Genomic DNA, 22,160 nt, shown 5'->3' with positions numbered 1-22,160 from the left:
AATCTTCATGTGAAAATATGATCGGATATGAAAGCTGACCAATTTATGGTCAGCTTTCTTTTTGTTCGAAAATTATTTCTTCTTTAATTTCTGTTTGCAATAATACAGTTTTTCCAAAGCGACGTTTGCATTCCGCGCGCACTTTTTCAAGGGCTAGTAGCTGAGTAGTGGCGGGAACTGTGACAATAGCTTGGCGAGGTTTTCGATTTTCTTCACAAAAGACACATTCCACGACATAATTAGAAATCATATTTTCATCCTTCCAGTTTTAATTTCTAAGAAGGGATTGTCTATGAAGTTGATGTAACTTTTCGTCATTGTTTTATTATTTCCTCTTTTTTTCAAGGGGAAAATAATAAAGAAGGCGAATTTTAGTAGGGGAGGGATGTTTATGGAGAGATGGATAGGTAGTGCAGCGGTATGTGTAAATGAAAGAAATGAAGTTTTAATGGTACTGCAGGGCAAAGAGGGAGAAGAAAAAAGGTGGTCTGTCCCAAGTGGAGGACTTGAAAAGGGAGAGACACTAGAAGAATGTTGTATCAGGGAAGTTTGGGAAGAAACAGGTTACAATGTGGAAGTTGTAAATAAAATATATGAAAAAGAGGGTATTACATACGGTGTTCCAGTGTATGTCCATTATTATTTTGTTAAACAAATAGGCGGTAATATGAAAATCCAAGACCCTGATGAGTTAATACATGAAATTGTTTGGAAAGGGATACATGAAGTTGAACAATTGTGTTTAGCTTTTCCAGAGGATTATGAATTGCTGTGCCAATATATAGATAAAGAAGCAAGTATGTAAATACTTGCTTCTTTAATGTATCCAAGACAAGAAAAGCGGAACGATAACTAAACTAGCGCCTGCTGTTAAAAGCATGGATAAACTTGCAATTGTTCCTTCCACAGGACCGATTTCGAATGCTTTTGATGTACCGGTTCCATTTGCGCTCGTTCCTAACATAATACCTTTTGCGATTGCTGTTTTAATACGGCAAATACGTATGAGAGAAGGGCCGAGCAATGCTCCTGTTAAGGCAGTTAAAACGACAAATACAGCAGTTAATTGTGACATACCACCAATCATTTCTGAAATAGCCATTGCGATTGGTGTTGTTACGATATGTGGCGCTAAACTATGTTCTAGTGATGAATCAATTTGAAAATAATTTGCTAGTAGTGCTGAAGTAATGACTGATAAAAACGAACCGACAATGACATTAAGTAAGATAGCCATTCCATGTTTCTTTAATAAATCAAAGTATTTATAGATTGGCCATGCAAAAGCAACTGTTGCGGGTTTTAATAATTCAGTTAACCAGTGACCACCAGATTCATATGTTTCATAAGGTGTATCTAATCCGAGCAATAAAGCAATTAAAATAATGGGACAGACGAGAAGAGGAGAAAGTAGACTCCAATTCCAGCGTTGATACATTTTTTTTGATAGCCAATATGTGAATAGTGTTAATAGTAAACAAAGAAATCCGATCATTGCGTTGATCCTTTCCGCTTTAGTAGCAATTCTGTTAAAAGTCCTGTAACTAAGGTAACGCAAAGAGTGCTAATCATAATAATTAAAATGAGATCGATTCCATATTGTGTTAGTGTATCTCTGTAACGTATGACAGCGACTGCAGAAGGGATGAAAAATAAAATAAGTTCTTTTAATAAAAAATCTGCTCCGTCCTGTATCCATTCTTTTTTAACTAGGTTAAATTTTAATGAAATTAATAATAAAAAAATACCGATTATACTTCCTGGAACTGGGAGGTGTGCCTGTTTTGCAATCCATTCACCTGTCCAAGCGAAACAAAATAGTAATAAAATTTGTCCGCTTAACTTCCACCATTTCATACAGTAACCACCTCTTTCTTTTTTTACATAAAAATTGTAAAAAAGAATTAACAATTTCTACTATACGTTCATTCAAAATATTTGTCTAATATATAAATTATATGTTATTAATATATTAGACATATTAATCGAAAGTGAAAAGGGTGTCCAAAAATGGAATTACGGCATTTGCAATATTTTGTTGTTGTGGCAGAAGAGTTACACTTTGGACGGGCGGCTGCTCGTTTACAAATGACACAACCACCACTTAGTCAACAAATACAGCAATTAGAAAAAGAAATGGGAGTTACATTATTTTCAAGAACGAAAAGAAAGGTTGAACTAACAGAAGCAGGAGAAATGTTTTTAAAAGAAGTAAAAAAGGCGTTTGAACAAATTGAAAAAGCAGTAGAAGTTGCACAAAGTGCGCAAAGGGGAGAAGTAGGATCACTTTCAATTGGTTTTGTAGGTGCGGCGATATATGATATTTTACCATCAATTGTTAGGGAATATAGAAAAAAATTTCCGAGAGTGTCTGTTGCATTACATGAATTGTCAACACCAGATCAAGTTCATGCACTTCATGATAACCGTATCGATATTGGCTTTTTACGTCCACCAATTCCAACGCAATTATTAGAATTAGAGCCAATTCAAAGGTTATCTTGCACCTTATGTTTACCAAAGGCACATCCACTTGCAGAGAAAGATGAAATACATATAGAAGATTTACGAGATGAGCCGTTTGTATTTATTACGAGACCAGTATGGCCAGCTTTGTATGATACAATTTTATCTCTTTGCAGAGAAGTTGGATTTAGTCCGCGTATTGTACAAGAAGCAACAGAGTATCAAACAGTTATGGGGCTTGTAGCAGCAGGGATTGGAATTACAGTAATACCCGTGTCGGCAAATAAGTTATATAAAACAGAAGTTGTATATAAAGAGTTATATGATTCTAATTTTGTTGCAGAAATGTCAGTGGCTTACAAAAAAATGAATAGTAATCCAGAGCTACTAGAGTTTTTAAAAATTGCAAGAGAGAAGAAAAGAATAGAAGTAGAAGATGAGCAATAGTAGTAACAGAATATGGATTTAATTCAAATTCATAAAAGTACACCTTATTAAACAATAAAGCGGAAATGCAACTTAAGTTGCATTTCCGCTTTATTGTTCTTTTTTTAGCTCGATACTAAATAGATAAACGTGTTCATTTTCTTTTAAGAGTAGATCAATACCAGTTTCTTCATCAATGGTAGGAACGCTTACAGTTTCTTTACTGGTTTGGATTACAGCAGCTAAAGTTGTTTTTTGATTGTATTTTAAATTTTTTATAGATTGGATTGTAGTAGTTGCAGAGCTATTTACGCTTGGTGGCGCTTCTTCAGGAACAAGTGTTGAACCACCTTCAATATTCAGATACCACTGCCTTTTTTCTTGTATATCTTTATCGAATTGGAAATGTGGTGGTAAAAAAGAAAGCTTTACTTTCTTTTTTGAAAAATGTGAGGTAGCTATATTAGCAATTTCTTTTGTTTTTTTACCATTGTTATAATAATCAATTGTAGCATTTATTTCATCTTTATCATTTTTAAGAGTAACGTTATAAAACATGCTATTTCCTTCTTGAAAAGGAGTCATTTGTAAAATAGAAGCTTGCTCTTTTGTTAATTTGTATGGCTCAACAACGGCAACTTCATTGTTTTTTATTTGGCTACAACTTGTGAGTAATAATAAACACAAGATTGATAGTAATTTTATACGCATGCAATCTCCTCCTTTTTACAATTATATTCTAAATGTGATTTTTTATCATTTCGTTTTCTAGGACTAAAGACTTAGAAGAAATTCCGATTGTAGTGCGATGTTTAAAATGTCATATTTTTATACACTAGTAGTATAGAATGCGTATGTAATAAGGTAGGGGAAGAATTTTATGTCTTTATGTCGGTTAGCGAGAAAAAATATTAGAACATTTGCTACCAAAAGGATGAAGCAATTTATGTGGATTGCTATGAGTACTATGATTTTGTTTTTTATGATATCGTTACAATTTAATGAAGGAGCTATTTTGAAAGTAGGGGATGCATTTGTATTTCAAATGTATTTTTACACACTGTTTATTGTACTAATTTTCATATGTATTTTTACTACATATAAAATGATGTACTCCCTTTTGCTAGTGAGGAGAGAGGAGTTTACATCTTATGTAGCAGAAAATATAAAAAGAAAAGAAGTACTATGTTTATTATGTCAGGAGCAATTATTCATTTATGGAGCAGCGTTTGTTTTTGGATTAGTTAATGGGATGTTATTTTTAAAATTATTTACGGTTATCTTTATGAAAATCGCAGGGATACAAGGAGTAAATAGTGCGCCAATTACAATATATGCAGTTGTAATTATTAGTATAATTATGATGACTGTCGTTTTAATAACGATGATGCAATGTTATCGATTTGTTCGAAGTTTAAAAGATGAAAATTCGTTGCGATTAAAAGAAAGGGCATGAGAAATCATGCTTTTTTCAATTTTACACATAAAAATAATCATGTTACAGTGAAAAGACCTGACAAAGAATAGGAAGGAAAGGTTGTATAGAATGACAAATGAACAATCAATTGTAAAAGTCGATCGGTTAACGAAGCGAATCGGCTCAAAGACACTTGTACAAAATATTAGTTTTGAAGTGAAAAAAGGCGAGGTTGTCGGTTTACTCGGACCAAACGGTGCTGGAAAAACGACTTTAATGAGAATGATGGTTGGTATGATCCGTATGACAGAAGGTGAAGTATGGATTGATGGTCAATCTGTGAAACAGCAATTTGAAAAAACCGCTGCGAAAATTGGGGCGGTAATTGAGACACCCGAATTTTATCCTTTTTTGAGCGGGTATGAAAATTTAACATATTTCGGACGAATGAATGGTAATGTGACCGAAGAACGTATTGATGAAGTAGTGAAATTGTTAGGGATGGGACAAGTAATTGATCGCAAAGTAAAAGCGTATTCACTCGGCATGAGACAACGTTTAGGAATCGCTCAGGCGCTTATTCACGATCCAGACGTGTTGATACTAGATGAACCGACAAATGGATTAGACCCTAGTGGAATACATGAAATGAGAATGTACATAAAAAAAATTGCACATGAACAAGGAAAAGCTGTACTTGTATCAAGTCACTTACTTTCAGAAGTTGAATTAATGTGTGACAGAGTTATCATTATTCAGCACGGGGAATATGTGGCTACGCAAAATATTCAGCATAGCCAAAGCGAAGAGATGGAGACGATCCGTATACGTGTAGATGATGCGAATAAAGCAGCGGAAATATTAGGGCATGATGTTTTAGTAAAAGATAATGAATTACTTATTAATGTAAAAGATGAAGAAATCCCAAATGTTATTCGTACATTGCTTGAGAAAAATATTCAAGTGTATCGTGTATATGAAGAAAGAAAAACGTTAGAAGAGCAATTTTTAGAATTAACAGGGGGAAAAGATATTGTTTAATTTAGTATATAACGAACTGTATAAAATATTTAAGCGGAAGCGAACGATTATTCCATTTGCGGTTATTGCAGTATTAATAATCGGATTAGGGTGGGTTACGGTAAAGTATTTTGAACCGGAAACAAAAGGATGGAAAGTAGATTATACAGAACGTACTGTAGAAATTGAGAAAAAGCTTGGCATGAAAAAAGAAGTTATTTTAGCAGAAAAATCAGGGGATGAGCTTGTAAAAGAATACCAGCTTAAGATGAAGCATTTAGATACAGATACAGCACCGGCAAGCAGTTCTCCACTTTCTTTCATGAGAGATACAGGTTTTATCGTATTTCCAATTTTGCTCCCATTTATCCTCGTGTATGCAAGTACAATTTTTGCGAATGAATATAGCTGGGGAACATATAAATTTTTAACAATCCGTCCGGCGAGTCGATTTAAAATTTTAACAGCAAAGTTTTTAGCAATCGTTATATTTGCAGCTTTATTGTTTATATTTAATATGATTTTCTCCGCTTTATGTGGACTTGTTATTTATAAATTCCAACAGCCTGCATGGAGTGAGTTTATTTTCCAAGATGGAAATATAATAAAACAAAATATTTTTGTGGAAGCAAGTAAATATTTTGTTTTATCGTGGTTACCAACGGTTGTGTATGCATCGTTTGCATTTATGATTTCTGTGTTAACGAGATCTAGTGGAGGTGCAATTGGTATTTCACTATTCCTTGCTTTATCAGGCAATATTGCGTTATTAGCAGCCACTAGATATAACTGGGCGAAATATTTATTGCCAGCAAACACAGATTTATATAGTATTTCAAAGAATGGAAGTTTTATTGATGGAGTAACATTCCCATTTGCATCATGTATGTTACTACTTTATTTGTTCGTATTTTTATGTATTTCATATACTGTGTTTTTAAAACGTGATTTAACTTAATAAGAAAAGCCGTTCAGGGTGCTGAGATGCACTTTGAACGGCTTTTTTTATGAGAATTGTTTAAGTGCTCTTTCGGCTAGTAAAGCAAAGTATTCTGCACTTATAGGCAGTGCCTCTTCATTAATTGTAAAAGCAGGATGATGCCATTCATGTGTACCGCTCGTTCCCATAAAGACGAATGAACCTGGTATTTCCTGTTGGTAAAATGAGAAATCTTCTCCAGCCATTGACGGACTAGGCGAGATGATATTAAGATTCATCTTTGTGGCAACTTGAGTAGATAAGTCTGTAAGAGCTTTATCGTTGTGAACAGCAGGAGGACCTGAATAAAAACGGAATTTCGTTTTTACACCTAATGCATCAGATACACCTTTAATAATACGCTCCATGAGTGCTGGAATCTTTTCACGTGTTTCAGCTTGGAACGTGCGAATCGTTCCTTCTAACATAGCTTTTTCAGGAATCACGTTCCACGTATTTCCTGCATGAATATTTGTAACACTAACAACCGCATTATGAGATGAACTTATATTTCGGCTTACAATTGTTTGCAGTGCCATCACAATTTGAGAGGATGCGACAATAGGATCTACGCCAGCATCTGGTACAGCCGCGTGTGTACCAACTCCGTGAATTTCAATTTCAAATCGATCAACTCCAGCCATCAGTGGACCATCTTTAATGCCAATTGTACCTACTGGTAAATCAGGTTTATTATGCATGCCGAAAATCGCTTGCACATTACGTAAATGTCCAGCATCAATAACTTTGCAAGCGCCATTACTACTTTCTTCAGCTGGTTGGAATATGAAGCGAACCGTTCCATTTAGGGAAGATTCTCTTTCTTTTAATAAGAAAGCAGTACCTAAAATAGCAGCTGTATGAAAATCGTGTCCACAAGCATGCATTTTCCCTCGTACTTTAGATGCATAGGACAAATGTGTTTCTTCTTGAATAGGAAGGGCATCAATATCAGCACGAACTGCTACAATTGGTCCGTTTTTATTACCAGACACTTCAGCGATAATTCCTGTTTCTAAATTGGAATCAATGATAGTAATATTTTTTTCTTCTAACCAATTTTTTATTGCTTTTGTTGTTTCGAACTCTTCATATGATAGTTCTGGATACTCATGTAAATGTCGACGGATGGAAATAAGTTTTTCTTTTAGTTGATTTGAAATAGATACCATGTAGTATGCCTTCTTTCTTCAGCAAAATATTTACCATAAGTATACAACAATAAAAGAGAGGATTCTCAAATGAAAATCCTCTCTCGTTTATCCCATAAAAGCCCGATTGGTTCAACTAATTAAAGTTTCACTTTATGCTGCGACTTTTTTATGCGTATGATGTTTACGATAACGTCCACGCATTGCGTATGCAATTTGCGGGATTGCAATCCCAATTAATATAAGTGATACACCGAACCATTGTGAAGATAGTACAGCCTCTTTTAAAACGAATACTGACATAATTGTTGTAACTGGTAGTTCCGCTGCACCAAGAATAGTCGCTAAGCCAGAACCGATTTTTGGAATCCCGATTGTAAAGGCAATAGATGGAATAACGATACTAAATGTTCCTAATCCTAAACCGTATTTCCAAAGACCTTGAGAAATGGCACCATTAAAAATAAATGTTGGTGGGAATACAATCATGACTAAAGTTAAAGCACCAGTCATTAAGAGAACACCGCGCGGTAATGAAGGTACTTCAACAGCAACTTTTCCGCTTACGAAAATGTATGTTGCGAATGTAACAGCAGATAATAAACCTAAAATGACCCCAGTCGTATCGAAAGCACCTACTGATTGTTCAAGTAAACCACTTGATAAAAATGTCCCTACAAGTAAGAAAATAACAGAAATAACTTTTTCTCTTGAAGGTAATGTTTTTGTTGCGACTGCTTCAATGATAATTCCGACCCAAACGAATTGGAATAAAAGAATAATTGCAATAGAAGCTGGTACAGTTTTTAATGAAGCATAATAAAAAATTCCGGTAAAACTTGCAGATGTTCCTGCAACGAATAAAAGTAATGCTTGCTTTAAAGGAACGCGATGTCTAGAAAATAGAAGTGTAATAGCAAGCAAAATAATCCAACCGAACAAATATTGGCTGCCAATTACCTCTCCAAGTGAAAATCCTTCTGCATATGCAAGCTTAACAAAAATAGCTAAAATTCCATAACTACACGCTCCTAATAAAACTAAAAGAGAATAACGAAGCATGAAAAATTCCTCCCATCTATATGAAGTTATTCCGTATCGAAAATATATAACTAGAGGGAAGTATACAAAATTAGAAATAAAGGGTCAAATGAAAGAAAAGTATGACATTTTATAGGATAATAATAAAAGTATGATATTTATGCATAATCTTGAAATTTTTAATAGTAGAAGTATTATAAAATAAACTTTGCATTGTATAGAGATAGCATTTGAAAAAAATATTTTTTAAACCAATATGTATATAGACGTACTAGTAACGTGCTAATTATTTGAGAAACTATGTTACCTTTGTTATGGTAATAACAATTAAAGGAGTTTTATAATCCATTTGGTTTTTTTCTATATAATAGAAGGAAATGAAAACGTTTTATTAGAAACTGTGAGGAAGTGCGGTTTTTCTTATTGCCACGTTGTAAAAGTGATTTCACGAATTGTTCATAGTATTTTTATGTGTTTTTGTTACAATATTTAGGGAGAGGAGTGGAATGATGCAAGATATTAGTATTTTTTTAGCGTTTGGCGCCGGGTTCTTATCATTTATTTCCCCATGTTGCTTACCGCTTTATCCGGCATTTTTATCGTACATAACAGGTATGTCGGTTTCTGAATTGAAAGAAGAAAATGCAATGCTTCGCAAAAGAAGTATGATACATACAGCGTTTTTCTTACTTGGATTTTCAATTATATTTATTGCAATTGGATTTGGTACAAGTTTTATTGGAGGAATCTTTACTGACTATAAAGATTTAATCAGACAGTTAGGTGGTATATTTATCATCGTGTTCGGCTTAATTATTGTCGGGGTGTTTAAGCCGAAATTTTTAATGCAAGACCGTAAATTTACATTTAAAAATCGTCCAAGTGGCTATTTTGGATCAGTACTAATCGGATTAGCTTTTGCAGCAGGGTGGACGCCATGTACCGGACCAATTCTAGTGTCTGTAATTGGATTAGCAGCAACAAATCCAGAATCAGCAATGATATATATGATTGCTTACATACTTGGATTTGCAATCCCGTTTTTCGTACTGTCATTCTTTATTACGAAAATGTCTTGGATTAAAAGAAATAGTATGGCCTTCATGAAAGTCGGAGGATATATTATGATTGTTATGGGTGTCTTCCTATACTTTAACTGGATGACGAAAATTATCGTATATTTCTCAAGTTTATTTGGTGGTTTTACTGGTTTTTAGTATTATTCTGCGAAAATGTTGGAAATACTAACGGAAAAGCATATAATGAAAGTATATTTTGCATATAGCCACAAAAAAGGATGAGAAAATATGAACATAGTTCTTTTATCAAGTATCGTTGCTGTTTGTATGGCTGTCGGTGCGATGTTTATTCGTTTAAAAGCAGCTAAGAAACCTGCAACATTGAAAAAAATTATACTTCCACCATTTTTTATGAGTACGGGTGCATTGATGTATGTTTTTCCTGAATTTCGATTAACTCCAGCAGAAATGTTAGAAGCAATTGGTGTCGGTTTGATTTTCTCTATTTTTCTTATTAAAACATCTAAATTTGAAATTAGAGGACAAGAGATTTATTTGAAGCGTTCAAAAGCCTTTGTTTTCATATTAATTGGATTACTTGTAGTGCGGATTGTATTTAAAACCTACTTAAGTCAATCTCTTGATTTAGGACAACTTAGTGGCATGTTCTTCTTACTTGCGTTTGCGATGATTGTGTCATGGAGAATTGCAATGTATCGTTCCTTTACGAAATTACAGAAGGAAATGGAAAAAGAAGATGGTTTTTATAATGAAAAAGATATGAAGCTAACTTAAAAACTGTATATGTACCAAATAAAAAGACAGCGTCAAAGGCGCTGTCTTTTTTATCGAAAATAATATGAAGTTACTTTGCGAGTAAAGATCGATAGTTAGAATAATCAATCTTTTTTTCTTGTAGTTTTTTTATTAAAAATTTATGATCACGCTTTGGTGTGGCAATGATATACCCTTTAATAATTAAGTCTTGTGTAATTTGAGAGGCATTTTCTTGTAATGCAAGTTCCCCGATTTTGCCAGCAATCTTTGATTTTGCAACATCACGAAATAGTTCTGGAACAGGGCTTACAAGCTCTTCTAACAATTGTTTTTGTTCATCATCCCATAAATGTCTCGTTTTATTTATGTAGTGTTCTTCCCAATCCAAAATGGACATGCCGTCTTCTTTTGGTAATCGTTTCAGGAATTTTCTGAACATAAAGTATCCACCGATAGACATAAGCCCTAATAAAATAACCGTCCATAATACAATGAACCAACTGAACCATCCTTCGAGCACGCATATCCCCCCTTAATGATAGCGGTTTTCTTTTATTCATATTATATACAGTGAGATTCATAGAAAGCAAGAACGCTTGGTCATTTTGACCAAGCGTTATAGTTTAAACGAAGTATAGTTGTTCAACACATAAATTATTATTATCGTCTTCAACATACTCAATAATAAGTGTGCCAACTTTACGATCTTTATCTTCAGTTGTGAAAATAGAGTAAGAAGTAAAACGTGTTTTTGATAGGCCGCTTATATGTGTAGGTAAAGAAATGTAGTCGTTATCGCGGAAGAATTCCATCAGTTCAATATCCTCAAATTCTTTTCGGTCAACTTGTTTGTTTGTATAGCGGCGTTGAAGTTGTTTTAAAGATTCATTCCAAGAAATTGCTTTTGTGTCGTATACCATTGTTCTATCTCCTTACTGTATGTAATTATTAAGAACATACGTTCTAATCTAGTATACTCTTTTTATTAGAAAAGAGAAAGCAAAAAATAATGTAAGCTTGGATTTCCAAGCTTACATTATTGATGCGTCCGTCATAATCTCTATTTTTCATTATAAGTTAGATAAGAATAAGAAACAAGATGATATATATAATGTTGAGAGTTTTCAAGATTCTGTATATTATAGGTGTACTAAAGTGTAAGGGAATGAGAGGTGTGGCATACGTAATTTCACTGCAAGGGCCGATGGCTAGCGGAAAAACAACATTAGCAAAAAGGTTAGAAAAGAGAGGGTTTCGAGTTATATATGAAAATCCATATCCAATTGTAGAGAAGCGAAAAAAATTGAATTTAGACATGAATTCAAAAGTAGGGTTTATTATGAATCAAAAAATGTTTATGGAAGCAAAAATAAAGGAGTTTCAAAATGTGAAAGATTCAGTCGTAATTTTTGATCGCGGACCAGAAGACATTGAGTTTTTTACACTCTTTTATCCAACGATTATAGGAGAAGAGTGGGATATAGAAACTGAATTGAAAGATGAATTATATAAATTAAGAGCATGCCGTTCGGATGTGATTTTTTACTTAGATGTTACGAAAAAGAATGTATATGATAGAAAAAATAATGATAGAACAAGAAACAGAAGTACGTTTGAGGAGCAATTTAAATTAGTAGAAACTGAAAAAGACTGGTATAAAAAATTTCCTGTAACTTATGTGGACACGAATAGATTAACAGTGGACGATTTAGAGGTATATTTTATGGACTGGTTAAAGGAGAGAGGGCTATGAAAAAAATACTTTTATTTGTATACTCAACATTTGCAGAGTTTGAAATAACAGTAGCGACGGCATTGCTGAAAAATAAATATGAAATCATTACAGCGGGCTTAACTAAAGAATTGGTTATAAGTGAAACTGGATTGCAAGTGCAGCCGCATATAGAAGTAAGTGAAGTATGTGTAGATGAGTATGAGGGGATACTTATTCCAGGTGGAGAAGAAGGACAGTTGGAAGATGCAAAACCTCTTTTTTCAATCATTCGTCAATTTCATGAACAAGAAAAATTAGTGGCGGCAATTTGTGCTGGACCGTATGCACTAGCAAAAGCAGGGTTATTTAAAAGGATTTCTTATACTGCGACTATAGATTATCAAAAATTTGATTGTTTTCCAGTAGAAAATTTTGTGTATGAAGAAGTTGTGAAACACTCAAATATCATTACAGCACAAGGGCATGCATTTGTACCATTTGGAATAGCAATTGCCTCTTATTTTGGAGTGGCAGACGAACATAATACAGATTTTTATTGTGGTAAAGGCAATGTAGTAATGGAGAAACTTTTACGAGAAAACGTGTAAAAGCTAGCAAATGCTAGCTTTTTTCTTTTTGACACCGATAAATTACTAACGTTTTTGGATCGCGCCATATACCGTTATGGAGAGATAATTCCTGGTTGATTTCTTCTGTTAGCCATTCTTTCATCTCGGCTTGAAGATACATATTATCGGGTATATTTAGCGATGGGAACATGCTAGAAATATAGTTTACAATCGGAGTAGCATGATGAAAAACGAGAGCATTATGAATAACTGTTTCTTCAACAGTTGGAAAAACAGATTGTAATATCTCTTTACCGTTTTCTAAACAAAATGGAGTGACTGATGATGTTGTTTTCGGTAAATCAAATGCGTCTAACATACGGTTACACATTTCAACTATACGAGGTAGTGTAACGCTAGAATTTGTTGTAGCTAAAAGTGTTCCGCCAGGACGAATTACTTTATGGAATCCTTGAATTGTTTTTTCAACATCTTTCACATGGTATAACATATGTCTTGCAATTATTAGGTCATAACAATTTGTTTCGAAAGGAAGTTTACTAGCATCCCCTCGTTTCCATTCTATTAAGTTATTTGTTTTAGCAGCTTCAGCAAGCATAGCTTCGGATTGATCAAACCCGGTTAATGGGCCTTTATGACCATTTGTTTGTAAAAGGGAAAGGAATTTTCCACTAGCGCACCCAACCTCTAATATGTTTTCTTCCCCTTGAAGTTGTAAATGTTTAATGACGAGTTTATCTAAATCTACGTGTTTTTCTTCGTAATGTGTATGTGTGTCGATGCGTGTTTGTAAATGGTTGCTAACGTTATATTGACGTTTTACATCATTCATTTTGTCGCATTCCACCTTTGTGCAAAATTGTTGGATTGCATGTGTTAATACATCTGTTTTCTTTAAACCTTCGTAATGGAGTGCTAATTCAAACCTTTCAAGTAATTTCTCTTCAATTCGAAAATGAATATCTTTTCGTTTTGTCACTGAAATTTCGCCCCTTTGCATCTGTTAGTGAGACTATAGCACGTCTGGAAATTTTGTGTAAATCATTTGTGTACACAAAATTATGGGGATGAAAAAAATGTTTGAATATGATTTTAAACTATTGACGATTTAAACGTTTTCATATATTCTTAAATTAAGTAATATTCAAATAATTCAAAAGAAATGAGAGAGTCACATGCTTCTTCAAGGAACACATCGAATTGGTCGTATGGCCATGCTGTTGGCACTTGCGGATGAGAATGAAAGTCCTGTATTATCCATTCCAAAAGGTTGGAAGTATTGTACGGGGAAAGTGGGTTCGATGAATTCGCAAAAGGTTGTCGCAGCAATGGAAACAGCGGCTAAAAGCAACCAAGTTATTGAAACAGACGTTTACAGAGAAACACATGCACTTTATCATGCAATTATGGAAGCTTTGTACGGAGTGACGAGAGGTCAAATTCAGTTAGCAGACGTTCTTCGTACAGTAGGACTTCGTTTTGCGATTGTGCGCGGTACACCATACGACGGAAAAAAAGAAGGCGAATGGGTTGCTGTTGCATTATATGGAACGATTGGTGCACCTGTAAAAGGATCTGAGCATGAGGCGATTGGTTTAGGAATTAATCACATATGATTTGCCCATAGTCTATTAGTTAGAAGGGGGCCTTACTTTTTTAGGACAGAAGTCTGTCTTAAAAAGATAAGGTCCCCTTTTGCCTTTTTAAGGAGGAAAAATGATGATTACGTTAACAGGACATACATTGACAGTTGAAGAAATGAAGAGGTTATTACTGGAAGGAGAAGGTGTAACAGCTTGTCCAACTAGTATGCAAAAGGTAGCGGAGTGCCGCGAAGTAGTTGAGAAAATTGTAGAGGACGGAAAAGTCGTTTACGGAATTACAACTGGATTTGGAAAGTTTAGTGATGTGCTTATCCAAAAAGATGATGTAAAGGCACTTCAACATAATTTAATTCAGTCACATGCATGTGGGATTGGTGATCCATTCCCGGAAGAAGTATCGCGTGGAATGTTAATTTTACGAGCAAACACGATGCTTAAAGGAGTATCAGGCGTAAGGCCGCTTGTTGTAAATATGCTTCTTGAGTTTGTAAATCGTAAAATTCATCCAGTTGTTCCGCAACAAGGTTCACTTGGTGCAAGTGGAGATTTAGCGCCTTTATCTCATCTCGCGCTCGTATTATTAGGCGAAGGTGAAGTGTTCTATAAAGGGAAACGCGTTCATGCAATGGTTGCTCTTACAGAAGAAGGGCTTGAGCCAATTGAACTTGAAGCGAAAGAAGGTCTTGCGTTAATTAATGGTACGCAGGCGATGACAGCACAAGGAGTTCTTTCTTATATAGAAGCAGAAGCAACGGCGTATCAAGCTGAACTAATTGCTTCAATGACAATTGAAGGGTTACAAGGCATTATTGATGCATTTGATGAAAATGTTCATAAAGCACGTGGTTATAAAGAGCAAGTGGAAGTAGCAAGCAGAATTCGTGACATTCTTCACGATAGTAAATTAACAACAAAACAAGGAGAACTACGTGTACAGGATGCCTATTCACTTCGTTGTATCCCGCAAGTACACGGTGCTTCTTGGCAAGTTTTAAATTATGTAAAAGAAAAATTAGAAATTGAAATGAATGCAGCAACAGATAATCCGCTTATCTTTGATGGTGGGGAAAAAGTAATTTCGGGTGGGAATTTCCATGGTCAACCGATTGCGTTTGCGATGGACTTCTTAAAAGTAGGAATGGCAGAACTTGCAAATATTTCGGAGCGCCGTATTGAGCGTTTAGTGAATCCGCAATTAAATGATTTACCACCATTTTTAAGTCCAGAACCAGGACTACAGTCAGGTGCAATGATTATGCAATATGCTGCAGCGTCACTAGTTTCTGAAAATAAAACGTTAGCACATCCGGCGAGTGTAGATTCAATTCCGTCTTCTGCTAACCAAGAAGATCATGTAAGTATGGGAACAATTGCTTCACGCCATGCACATCAGATTATTCAAAATGCAAGACGTGTTCTTTCTATTGAGATGATTTGTGCGATGCAAGCAGCAGAATATCGCGGAATTGAAAACATGAGTACAGTGACGAAGAGCTTCTACCATCAAGGTCGTCAGCAGGTGCCATCTATTAAAAATGACCGTATATTCTCAACAGATATTGAAAATATTGCGCATTGGTTAAAAACGAATTATTCGATAAAAGAAAGATTAGATGTAAACGCAGCACTATAAAATGAGAAAAGGGAGAGATTGAAATGGAAAAAGTACAACAAACAATTCGCGCGCCAAGAGGTACAGAGTTACAAACGAAAGGGTGGGTGCAAGAAGCTGCACTTCGTATGTTAATGAACAATTTAGATCCTGAAGTTGCTGAAAAACCAGAAGAATTAGTTGTATATGGCGGAATTGGCCGTGCAGCTCGTAACTGGGAAAGTTATCAGGCGATTGTAGATTCATTAAAAACGTTAGAAAGCGATGAAACGTTACTTGTTCAATCAGGAAAGCCAGTTGCCATTTTTAAATCACATGAAGATGCACCTCGCGTTTTGTTAGCGAACTCAAACTTAGTACCAAAATGGGCAAACTGGGATCACTTCCGAGAACTAGAGAAAAAAGGTCTTATGATGTACGGACAAATGACAGCTGGTAGCTGGATTTACATTGGAACGCAAGGGATTCTACAAGGAACATATGAAACATTTGGTGAAGCAGCTCGTCAACATTTCGATGGTTCATTAAAAGGTACATTAACACTTACTGCTGGTTTAGGTGGTATGGGTGGTGCACAACCTCTTGCTGTAACGATGAACGGCGGTGTTGTCATTGCTATTGATGTTGATAAGCGCAGCATCGATCGTCGTATTGAAAAGAGATACTGTGATATGTATACAGAATCATTAGAAGAAGCGTTAACGGTTGCGAACGAGTATAAAGAGAAGAAAGAACCGATTTCTATTGGTTTATTAGGAAATGCGGCAGAAATTTTACCAGAACTAGTGAAGCGCAATATTACACCAGACTTAGTTACAGATCAAACATCTGCTCATGATCCATTAAACGGTTATATTCCAGTAGGCTACACGTTAGAAGAAGCAGCGAAACTTCGTGAAGAAGATCCAGAACGCTACGTACAATTATCAAAAGAAAGTATGACAAAACATGTGGAAGCAATGCTTGCTATGCAAGAAAAAGGCGCAATTACATTTGATTACGGAAATAACATTCGCCAAGTTGCTTTCGATGAAGGTTTGAAAAATGCATTCGATTTCCCAGGATTCGTTCCAGCATTTATCCGTCCATTATTCTGCGAAGGAAAAGGACCATTCCGCTGGGTAGCACTTTCTGGTGATCCAGAAGATATTTATAAAACAGACGAAGTAATTTTACGTGAGTTCGCTGATAATGAACATTTATGTAACTGGATTCGTATGGCACGTCAACAAGTTGAATTCCAAGGGCTTCCATCACGTATTTGTTGGCTTGGTTACGGTGAGCGAGCGAAATTTGGTCGCATCATTAATGAAATGGTTGCAAATGGTGAATTATCAGCACCAATCGTTATCGGTCGTGACCATTTAGATTGTGGATCAGTAGCATCTCCAAATCGTGAAACAGAAGCGATGAAAGATGGTAGTGATGCAGTAGCTGACTGGCCAATTTTAAATGCATTAATTAATAGTGTAAACGGTGCAAGCTGGGTATCTGTTCACCACGGTGGTGGCGTTGGTATGGGTTATTCACTTCATGCGGGAATGGTTATCGTTGCAGATGGAACAGAAGCAGCAGCAAAACGAATTGAGCGCGTATTAACTTCTGACCCTGGTATGGGTGTTGTTCGTCACGTGGATGCAGGGTATGACTTAGCTGTGGAAACTGCGAAAGAAAAAGGCGTTAACATTCCGATGATGAAATAAGGAGGAGAAAACATGCTGGACACTTTACTAATAAATATCGGTCAATTACTAACAATGGATCAAGAAGATGGCTTGTTAAGACGGGAAGCGATGAACACGCTTCCTGTTATCGAAAACGGTGCGGTTGGAATTGAAAATGGTGTAATTACTTTCGTTGGAACAGCGGAAGAAGCGAAAGGATTACAAGCGAGAGAAGTTATTGATTGCGGCGGGAAAATGGTTTCTCCTGGTCTCGTTGACCCGCATACTCATCTTGTATTTGGTGGATCTCGTGAAAATGAAATCGCACTAAAACTACAAGGAGTTCCGTACTTAGAAATTTTAGAACAAGGCGGAGGCATACTTTCAACTGTAAATGCAACGAAACAGGCGTCGAAAGAAGAACTTGTTCAAAAAGCGAAATTCCATTTAGACCGTATGCTATCTTTCGGAGTTACTACTGTAGAAGCGAAGAGTGGTTACGGATTAGATGATGAGACGGAATGGAAACAATTAGAGGCAACAGCACAATTACAAAAAGAGCATCCGATCGATTTAGTTTCAACATTTTTAGGTGCTCATGCAGTTCCGAAAGAGTATAAAGGTAGATCGAAAGAATTTTTACAATGGATGTTAGACCTACTACCAGAAATGAAAGAGAAGCAATTAGCGGAGTTCGTTGATATTTTCTGTGAAACAGGTGTGTTCTCTGTAGAAGAATCAAAAGAATTTTTATTAAAAGCGAAAGAGCTTGGCTTTGATGTGAAAATTCATGCAGATGAAATCGACCCTCTTGGTGGTGCGGAAGCAGCGGCAGAAATCGGTGCAGCATCAGCGGACCATTTAGTTGGTGCTTCTGATAAAGGAATTGAAATGCTTGCAAATTCTAATACAGTAGCAACTTTATTACCAGGAACAACTTTCTATTTAAATAAAGAAAGCTTTGCTCGTGGACGTAAAATGATTGATGAAGGTGTTGCAGTTGCGTTAGCTACAGACTTTAACCCAGGTAGCTGTCCAACTGAAAATATTCAGCTTATTATGAGCATTGCGATGCTAAAATTGAAAATGACACCAGAAGAAGTTTGGAATGCCGTAACGGTTAACTCATCATATGCCATTAACCGTGGTGATGTAGCTGGGAAAATTAGAGTTGGTCGTAAGGCAGATTTAGTTTTATGGGATGCTTACAATTATGCTTACGTACCGTATCATTACGGCGTAAGTCATGTGAATACAGTATGGAAGAATGGTAATATTGCATATACAAGAGGTGAACAATCGTGGAGCACGGCCACTATTTAAAGAAAAATGCAAAGTTTATTGATCGTGAAGTGACGAAATGGAGTGAGATGATTAAAGATTGGGAGGAAGGTGTGGAAATATTCGGTGCTGCCTTAATTGGAGCACCCCTTTCTAAACCGTCTATTAGTCATTCAGGAGCGAGTTTTGCGCCAAAAACAATTCGTGCGATGTTAGATGCATATAGCACATATGCAATTACAGAAGAACACGATATGAAAGAAAGTGTCTTATATGATTGCGGCGATATTACGATGCATGTGACGGATATAAAAGAAAGTCATAAACGAATTGCGAAAACAGTTGGGCATGTAACGAAAGTAAACCCGAACATGATACCAATCGTTCTTGGCGGTGACCACTCGATTAGTTTTCCGAGTATAACAGGTTTTGCAAACAGTAAAGGAAAGGTCGGAATTATTCAATTTGATGCTCATCATGATTTACGTAATTTAGATGATGGAGGCCCGTCAAATGGTACACCATTCCGTAGTTTACTAGAAAATGATGTCATTACTGGAAAACAACTTGTTCAAATTGGAATTCGTAATTTTTCTAATGCACGTGCGTACCATGAATATGCAATAGAGCATGGTGTAACAGTGTATACAATGAAAGACGTACGAGAGCGAGAAATAAAAGATATTATCACGGAAAGTATTGAAATATTAAGAAATCAAGGTGTGACTTCTATTTATATTTCTCTTGATATGGATGTGCTAGACCAAGCGTTTGCACCAGGTTGTCCAGCAATTGGGCCTGGTGGGATGGATAGTACGACTTTACTAGATGCGATTGAATTCCTGGGTAAAGAACTGCTCGTTCAAGGGATGGATATAGTAGAGATTGATCCAACTCTTGATTTCAGAGATATGACGAGTAGAGTAGCAGCGCAAGTGATTATGAGTTTTCTTTTAGCGAGGGAAACGGTTAGTAAGCAGGTTAGTATATAGACGGAAAAGTAGATATTTATGCTTTATCAAAAACACATCACTACTGAAATGTAGTGATGTGTTTTTGTGTTAAAGGAGAATGAATGTATGTGGAACCGTTAATGGAATTGCGATTTTTATAGTGTATTGTGTAAATTTAATTTCTTGCTTCTTAAGTATTGACGCGTAAAATAATTTTATGATAAAATAAAAATTTTGATAAAAAACTAAAAGTGTGTTAAGCTTGAGAAGGTTACCATATATGGAGGTGGATTATTTGTTTCAAATTGGCGATAACATTGTTTATCCAATGCAGGGAGCAGGTATAATTAAAGCCATAGAAGAGAAGGAAATCTCAGGAGAAAAACAACAGTATTATGTTATAAAAATGTCGGCTAGTAATATGGAACTAATGATTCCAGCAGGGAGAATATTGAATTCGAATATACGACCAGTTACGGATATAACCGCATTAGCACACATAATGGATATTTTTCAACATGGGGAATCAGATAGATTACTTACGTGGAAACAAAGGTATAAATTGAACACTGATAAAATAAAGACGGGTAAAATGCAAGAAGGTGCTGAAGTTGTACGTGATTTAATGCGTATACAGAAAGAAAAAGCACTTAATGCAAGCGAAAAGAAGATGTTAGATAACGCATATGAATTTTTGATTAGTGAACTGGGATTAATTGAAGGTATCACAGAAAATCAGATAAAAAGCTTTTGTTAAGGTTCATTACAAATAATGTATTATATCCCAAAAAAGATCTTGAATTTTTTGGGAACATAATTATAGAAAATTTATCATTTCAAAGACATTCAACTCTTTCAAACCACTTTTAGAGCATTACCTCTATTGTTATTACTACAATCAAATCCATTTTTATTTTTTAATTTCATTTATGAATGTTCGAAGTTTAATTGAATACTTCGATAAAATAGTTACTTGATTTTTGCAATCCTGATTCACACTGGCACGGACGAGGAGCCGTAAGGATGAAAGAGAGGTAGGGCTTTCATTGTTTTAGGTATATAAGTTATTATTTTTAGAAGAATACCGAACCATTTTCACTTCTATTGATAAGGTGTTTTTTATTAAAGAGATAAACGAATTGACAGCCATATATGGTCAACAAAAAAGGTTTCCTCCTAAGGAAACCTTTTTAATATTATTTATAGCATTTTGTTTTTTGGATATTCGAATTTTTTATTGTAAAGTCGTAAAAATTGACGTTACTATCTAAAAGTAAGTATGATGCGATTATAGTAAGATTTTTTAGGGGGAAGAAAAATGACAAGTTCAAGTAATAAAGCAGCGAGTATTTATGAAGGAACAAATGTAAATGCTGGGGGATTTTTTGAAAACGTTGAAGAAACAAAGTTGTTTGATCCAATTCAAGTTGGAACTTGGTCTCTTCGTAATCGTATAGCGATGGCACCGATGACAAGATGCTTTGCAGATAATGAGACTGGAGCAGTTGGTGCTGATGTAGTGGAGTACTACAGAAAACGTGCTGCGGATGGAATTGGACTAATTATTACAGAAGGAATTGTCATTAGTCCGAGAGCAAAAGGAAACCCAGGAGTACCAGGTATTTATACACAAGAACAAATCGATTCTTGGAAACCTGTTACAGAGGCAGTACATAAAGAAGGCGGGACGATTATTGCTCAAATATGGCATGTTGGGCGTATGAGTCATCATGAAATAATTGGTGGTCAAATGCCACAAGCACCATCGGCTATCGCTGCAGAGGGAAATGTTCCACGCTTTCGTAAACCGTTTGATACGCCAGAAGCAATGACGTTAGAAGAAATACAAGAAGTGATCGGTCAATACGCACAAGCTGCGAAAAATGCGATCGAAGCTGGATTTGATGGAGTAGAAATTCACGGTGCACACGGATATTTAATCGATCAATTTACGTATGAGTTTGCGAATAAGCGAACAGATAAATATGGTGGTGATTTAAAACAAAGGTTAACGTTTATGAAAGAAGTAACGGCGGCTGTAATAGAAGCTGTTGGAGCTAATAAAACACTTCTTCGTTTCTCTGCTTTCAAAGGTGATAATCCTACTTATATGTGGGAAAATCCTGAGTTTGCAATTGAAACGTTCATAAATATGTTTAAAGAGGTTGGGTTAACGATAATCCATCCTTCAACGATGAATTATACGCAAGAGATTGCTGATGGAAAGAATTTTCATCAACTAGTAAGAAAATATTGGGATGGTACGATTGTTGGGGTTGGTAATTTAAATCCGAAAGAGGCCGAAGAAGCGTTGCAAGAAGGAACGATTGATGTAGCGGCATTCGGAAGACCGTTAATTGCTAATCCAGACTTTGTTCATCGAATTAAACACGCTGAAAGTTTAGTTGAATATGACGCGAAAGAGCATCTTGCTACGTTAGTATGA

The 22,160-nt window shown here is 35.5% G+C and carries 26 protein-coding genes; 17 read left to right on the top strand and 9 right to left on the bottom strand.

Annotated elements, in window-relative coordinates; translation table 11 throughout:
- Nucleotides 1–49: 49 nt before the first annotated feature.
- Nucleotides 50–250, bottom strand: a complete 201-nt coding sequence (locus NST27_RS17950; RefSeq protein WP_000625226.1) for a DUF3903 domain-containing protein — start codon at nucleotides 248–250, stop codon at nucleotides 50–52.
- A 141-nt stretch (nucleotides 251–391) separates the two neighbouring features.
- Between NST27_RS17950 and NST27_RS17945 the strand changes: the two genes are divergently transcribed.
- Nucleotides 392–805, top strand: a complete 414-nt coding sequence (locus NST27_RS17945) for an NUDIX hydrolase (RefSeq protein WP_047386629.1) — start codon at nucleotides 392–394, stop codon at nucleotides 803–805.
- A 12-nt stretch (nucleotides 806–817) separates the two neighbouring features.
- Here NST27_RS17945 and NST27_RS17940 read toward each other — a convergent pair whose 3' ends face one another.
- Entirely contained in the window at nucleotides 818–1,495 is a 678-nt protein-coding gene (locus NST27_RS17940; protein ID WP_000578965.1) for an LrgB family protein, read from the bottom strand.
- Nucleotides 1,492–1,857 carry a CidA/LrgA family holin-like protein gene (locus tag NST27_RS17935; RefSeq protein ID WP_000872365.1) on the bottom strand — a complete coding sequence of 122 codons (366 nt, stop codon included), beginning with the start codon at nucleotides 1,855–1,857 and terminating at the stop codon, nucleotides 1,492–1,494. The genes NST27_RS17940 and NST27_RS17935 overlap by 4 nt, the downstream gene beginning before the upstream one ends.
- Nucleotides 1,858–2,010: 153 nt before the next feature.
- Between NST27_RS17935 and alsR the strand changes: the two genes are divergently transcribed.
- Nucleotides 2,011–2,913: an acetoin biosynthesis transcriptional regulator AlsR gene (gene alsR / locus NST27_RS17930; RefSeq protein ID WP_000423235.1), complete on the top strand. Its 903-nt coding sequence runs from the start codon at nucleotides 2,011–2,013 to the stop codon at nucleotides 2,911–2,913.
- A 90-nt stretch (nucleotides 2,914–3,003) separates the two neighbouring features.
- On the opposite strand, the gene NST27_RS17925 is transcribed toward alsR, so the two are convergent.
- Nucleotides 3,004–3,603: a hypothetical protein gene (locus NST27_RS17925; protein ID WP_001220607.1), complete on the bottom strand. Its 600-nt coding sequence runs from the start codon at nucleotides 3,601–3,603 to the stop codon at nucleotides 3,004–3,006.
- 169 nt (nucleotides 3,604–3,772) lie between these two features.
- Between NST27_RS17925 and NST27_RS17920 the strand changes: the two genes are divergently transcribed.
- The 3 genes from NST27_RS17920 (at nucleotide 3,773) to NST27_RS17910 (ending at nucleotide 6,287) form a co-directional block, all read left to right on the top strand.
- Entirely contained in the window at nucleotides 3,773–4,348 is a 576-nt protein-coding gene (locus NST27_RS17920; RefSeq protein ID WP_000050627.1) for a hypothetical protein, read from the top strand.
- A gap of 90 nt (nucleotides 4,349–4,438) precedes the next feature.
- Complete coding sequence (locus NST27_RS17915; protein ID WP_000180622.1) at nucleotides 4,439–5,350, top strand: ABC transporter ATP-binding protein; 912 nt, start codon at nucleotides 4,439–4,441, stop codon at nucleotides 5,348–5,350.
- A complete protein-coding gene (locus NST27_RS17910; RefSeq protein ID WP_047386626.1) occupies nucleotides 5,343–6,287 on the top strand; it encodes an ABC transporter permease in 945 nt (314 codons plus the stop codon). The genes NST27_RS17915 and NST27_RS17910 overlap by 8 nt, the downstream gene beginning before the upstream one ends.
- Before the next feature lie 47 nt (nucleotides 6,288–6,334).
- Here the strand turns inward: NST27_RS17910 and NST27_RS17905 are convergent, their stop codons facing one another.
- Complete coding sequence (locus NST27_RS17905) at nucleotides 6,335–7,480, bottom strand: M20 peptidase aminoacylase family protein (RefSeq protein WP_000253670.1); 1,146 nt, start codon at nucleotides 7,478–7,480, stop codon at nucleotides 6,335–6,337.
- A 132-nt stretch (nucleotides 7,481–7,612) separates the two neighbouring features.
- Entirely contained in the window at nucleotides 7,613–8,521 is a 909-nt protein-coding gene (locus NST27_RS17900; protein WP_000947046.1) for an EamA family transporter, read from the bottom strand.
- 322 nt (nucleotides 8,522–8,843) lie between these two features.
- On the opposite strand from NST27_RS17900, the gene NST27_RS17895 reads away from it, so the two are divergent.
- The 3 genes from NST27_RS17895 (at nucleotide 8,844) to NST27_RS17885 (ending at nucleotide 10,314) form a co-directional block, all read left to right on the top strand.
- Entirely contained in the window at nucleotides 8,844–8,993 is a 150-nt protein-coding gene (locus NST27_RS17895; protein WP_080008939.1) for a peptidase T, read from the top strand.
- Between the two features lie 16 nt (nucleotides 8,994–9,009).
- On the top strand, nucleotides 9,010–9,717 hold the full coding sequence (gene ccdA / locus NST27_RS17890; protein ID WP_001152676.1) for a cytochrome c-type biogenesis protein CcdA: 708 nt from the start codon (nucleotides 9,010–9,012) through the stop codon (nucleotides 9,715–9,717).
- Between the two features lie 90 nt (nucleotides 9,718–9,807).
- Nucleotides 9,808–10,314, top strand: a complete 507-nt coding sequence (locus NST27_RS17885) for a CcdC family protein (protein WP_001028440.1) — start codon at nucleotides 9,808–9,810, stop codon at nucleotides 10,312–10,314.
- Nucleotides 10,315–10,384: 70 nt separating this feature from the next.
- Here NST27_RS17885 and NST27_RS17880 read toward each other — a convergent pair whose 3' ends face one another.
- Together NST27_RS17880 and NST27_RS17875 are read right to left on the bottom strand one after the other, a co-directional pair.
- The gene (locus NST27_RS17880) at nucleotides 10,385–10,816 is read right to left on the bottom strand and encodes a DUF2621 domain-containing protein (RefSeq protein ID WP_000889387.1); all 432 of its coding nucleotides are present in this window, start codon (nucleotides 10,814–10,816) and stop codon (nucleotides 10,385–10,387) included.
- Between the two features lie 103 nt (nucleotides 10,817–10,919).
- On the bottom strand, nucleotides 10,920–11,216 hold the full coding sequence (locus NST27_RS17875; protein ID WP_000262400.1) for a hypothetical protein: 297 nt from the start codon (nucleotides 11,214–11,216) through the stop codon (nucleotides 10,920–10,922).
- Nucleotides 11,217–11,461: 245 nt separating this feature from the next.
- Between NST27_RS17875 and NST27_RS17870 the strand changes: the two genes are divergently transcribed.
- Together NST27_RS17870 and NST27_RS17865 are read left to right on the top strand one after the other, a co-directional pair.
- Nucleotides 11,462–12,049, top strand: a complete 588-nt coding sequence (locus NST27_RS17870) for an AAA family ATPase (RefSeq protein ID WP_001986424.1) — start codon at nucleotides 11,462–11,464, stop codon at nucleotides 12,047–12,049.
- Entirely contained in the window at nucleotides 12,046–12,618 is a 573-nt protein-coding gene (locus NST27_RS17865; RefSeq protein ID WP_000722230.1) for a DJ-1/PfpI family protein, read from the top strand. The genes NST27_RS17870 and NST27_RS17865 overlap by 4 nt, the downstream gene beginning before the upstream one ends.
- A 13-nt stretch (nucleotides 12,619–12,631) precedes the next feature.
- Here the strand turns inward: NST27_RS17865 and NST27_RS17860 are convergent, their stop codons facing one another.
- Nucleotides 12,632–13,579 carry a class I SAM-dependent methyltransferase gene (locus NST27_RS17860; RefSeq protein ID WP_000166755.1) on the bottom strand — a complete coding sequence of 316 codons (948 nt, stop codon included), beginning with the start codon at nucleotides 13,577–13,579 and terminating at the stop codon, nucleotides 12,632–12,634.
- 196 nt (nucleotides 13,580–13,775) lie between these two features.
- Between NST27_RS17860 and hutP the strand changes: the two genes are divergently transcribed.
- The 7 genes from hutP (at nucleotide 13,776) to NST27_RS17825 (ending at nucleotide 22,160) form a co-directional block, all read left to right on the top strand.
- A complete protein-coding gene (gene hutP / locus NST27_RS17855) occupies nucleotides 13,776–14,216 on the top strand; it encodes a hut operon transcriptional regulator HutP (RefSeq protein ID WP_000926516.1) in 441 nt (146 codons plus the stop codon).
- A gap of 103 nt (nucleotides 14,217–14,319) precedes the next feature.
- Nucleotides 14,320–15,837, top strand: coding sequence for a histidine ammonia-lyase (gene hutH, locus NST27_RS17850; protein ID WP_000631875.1), 1,518 nt, complete (start codon nucleotides 14,320–14,322; stop codon nucleotides 15,835–15,837).
- Between the two features lie 23 nt (nucleotides 15,838–15,860).
- Complete coding sequence (gene hutU, locus NST27_RS17845; RefSeq protein WP_000416946.1) at nucleotides 15,861–17,519, top strand: urocanate hydratase; 1,659 nt, start codon at nucleotides 15,861–15,863, stop codon at nucleotides 17,517–17,519.
- 12 nt (nucleotides 17,520–17,531) lie between these two features.
- Nucleotides 17,532–18,803, top strand: coding sequence for an imidazolonepropionase (gene hutI, locus NST27_RS17840; RefSeq protein ID WP_000887540.1), 1,272 nt, complete (start codon nucleotides 17,532–17,534; stop codon nucleotides 18,801–18,803).
- Nucleotides 18,782–19,753, top strand: coding sequence for a formimidoylglutamase (gene hutG, locus NST27_RS17835; protein ID WP_000399827.1), 972 nt, complete (start codon nucleotides 18,782–18,784; stop codon nucleotides 19,751–19,753). Before hutI ends, hutG begins: the two co-directional genes overlap by 22 nt.
- Before the next feature lie 256 nt (nucleotides 19,754–20,009).
- A complete protein-coding gene (locus NST27_RS17830; protein ID WP_170317877.1) occupies nucleotides 20,010–20,471 on the top strand; it encodes a CarD family transcriptional regulator in 462 nt (153 codons plus the stop codon).
- A 561-nt stretch (nucleotides 20,472–21,032) separates the two neighbouring features.
- A complete protein-coding gene (locus NST27_RS17825) occupies nucleotides 21,033–22,160 on the top strand; it encodes an alkene reductase (protein WP_000204589.1) in 1,128 nt (375 codons plus the stop codon).

The organism is Bacillus sp. FSL W8-0770 (genome assembly GCF_038008705.1).
GTDB lineage: Bacteria > Bacillota > Bacilli > Bacillales > Bacillaceae_G > Bacillus_A > Bacillus_A cereus.
This window is presented reverse-complemented; position numbering and strand designations above follow the sequence as displayed.

What these genes read in the sequence shown, in the direction of transcription:
- NST27_RS17950 (WP_000625226.1), bottom strand. Translation starts at nt 250, where the DNA reads ATGATTTCTAATTATGTCGTGGAATGTGTCTTTTGTGAAGAAAATCGA.
- NST27_RS17945 (WP_047386629.1), top strand. Translation starts at nt 392, where the DNA reads ATGGAGAGATGGATAGGTAGTGCAGCGGTATGTGTAAATGAAAGAAAT.
- NST27_RS17940 (WP_000578965.1), bottom strand. Translation starts at nt 1,495, where the DNA reads ATGATCGGATTTCTTTGTTTACTATTAACACTATTCACATATTGGCTA.
- NST27_RS17935 (WP_000872365.1), bottom strand. Translation starts at nt 1,857, where the DNA reads ATGAAATGGTGGAAGTTAAGCGGACAAATTTTATTACTATTTTGTTTC.
- alsR (WP_000423235.1), top strand. Translation starts at nt 2,011, where the DNA reads ATGGAATTACGGCATTTGCAATATTTTGTTGTTGTGGCAGAAGAGTTA.
- NST27_RS17925 (WP_001220607.1), bottom strand. Translation starts at nt 3,603, where the DNA reads ATGCGTATAAAATTACTATCAATCTTGTGTTTATTATTACTCACAAGT.
- NST27_RS17920 (WP_000050627.1), top strand. Translation starts at nt 3,773, where the DNA reads ATGTCTTTATGTCGGTTAGCGAGAAAAAATATTAGAACATTTGCTACC.
- NST27_RS17915 (WP_000180622.1), top strand. Translation starts at nt 4,439, where the DNA reads ATGACAAATGAACAATCAATTGTAAAAGTCGATCGGTTAACGAAGCGA.
- NST27_RS17905 (WP_000253670.1), bottom strand. Translation starts at nt 7,480, where the DNA reads ATGGTATCTATTTCAAATCAACTAAAAGAAAAACTTATTTCCATCCGT.
- NST27_RS17900 (WP_000947046.1), bottom strand. Translation starts at nt 8,521, where the DNA reads ATGCTTCGTTATTCTCTTTTAGTTTTATTAGGAGCGTGTAGTTATGGA.
- ccdA (WP_001152676.1), top strand. Translation starts at nt 9,010, where the DNA reads ATGCAAGATATTAGTATTTTTTTAGCGTTTGGCGCCGGGTTCTTATCA.
- NST27_RS17885 (WP_001028440.1), top strand. Translation starts at nt 9,808, where the DNA reads ATGAACATAGTTCTTTTATCAAGTATCGTTGCTGTTTGTATGGCTGTC.
- NST27_RS17875 (WP_000262400.1), bottom strand. Translation starts at nt 11,216, where the DNA reads ATGGTATACGACACAAAAGCAATTTCTTGGAATGAATCTTTAAAACAA.
- NST27_RS17870 (WP_001986424.1), top strand. Translation starts at nt 11,462, where the DNA reads ATGAGAGGTGTGGCATACGTAATTTCACTGCAAGGGCCGATGGCTAGC.
- NST27_RS17865 (WP_000722230.1), top strand. Translation starts at nt 12,046, where the DNA reads ATGAAAAAAATACTTTTATTTGTATACTCAACATTTGCAGAGTTTGAA.
- hutP (WP_000926516.1), top strand. Translation starts at nt 13,776, where the DNA reads ATGCTTCTTCAAGGAACACATCGAATTGGTCGTATGGCCATGCTGTTG.
- hutH (WP_000631875.1), top strand. Translation starts at nt 14,320, where the DNA reads ATGATTACGTTAACAGGACATACATTGACAGTTGAAGAAATGAAGAGG.
- hutU (WP_000416946.1), top strand. Translation starts at nt 15,861, where the DNA reads ATGGAAAAAGTACAACAAACAATTCGCGCGCCAAGAGGTACAGAGTTA.
- hutI (WP_000887540.1), top strand. Translation starts at nt 17,532, where the DNA reads ATGCTGGACACTTTACTAATAAATATCGGTCAATTACTAACAATGGAT.
- NST27_RS17825 (WP_000204589.1), top strand. Translation starts at nt 21,033, where the DNA reads ATGACAAGTTCAAGTAATAAAGCAGCGAGTATTTATGAAGGAACAAAT.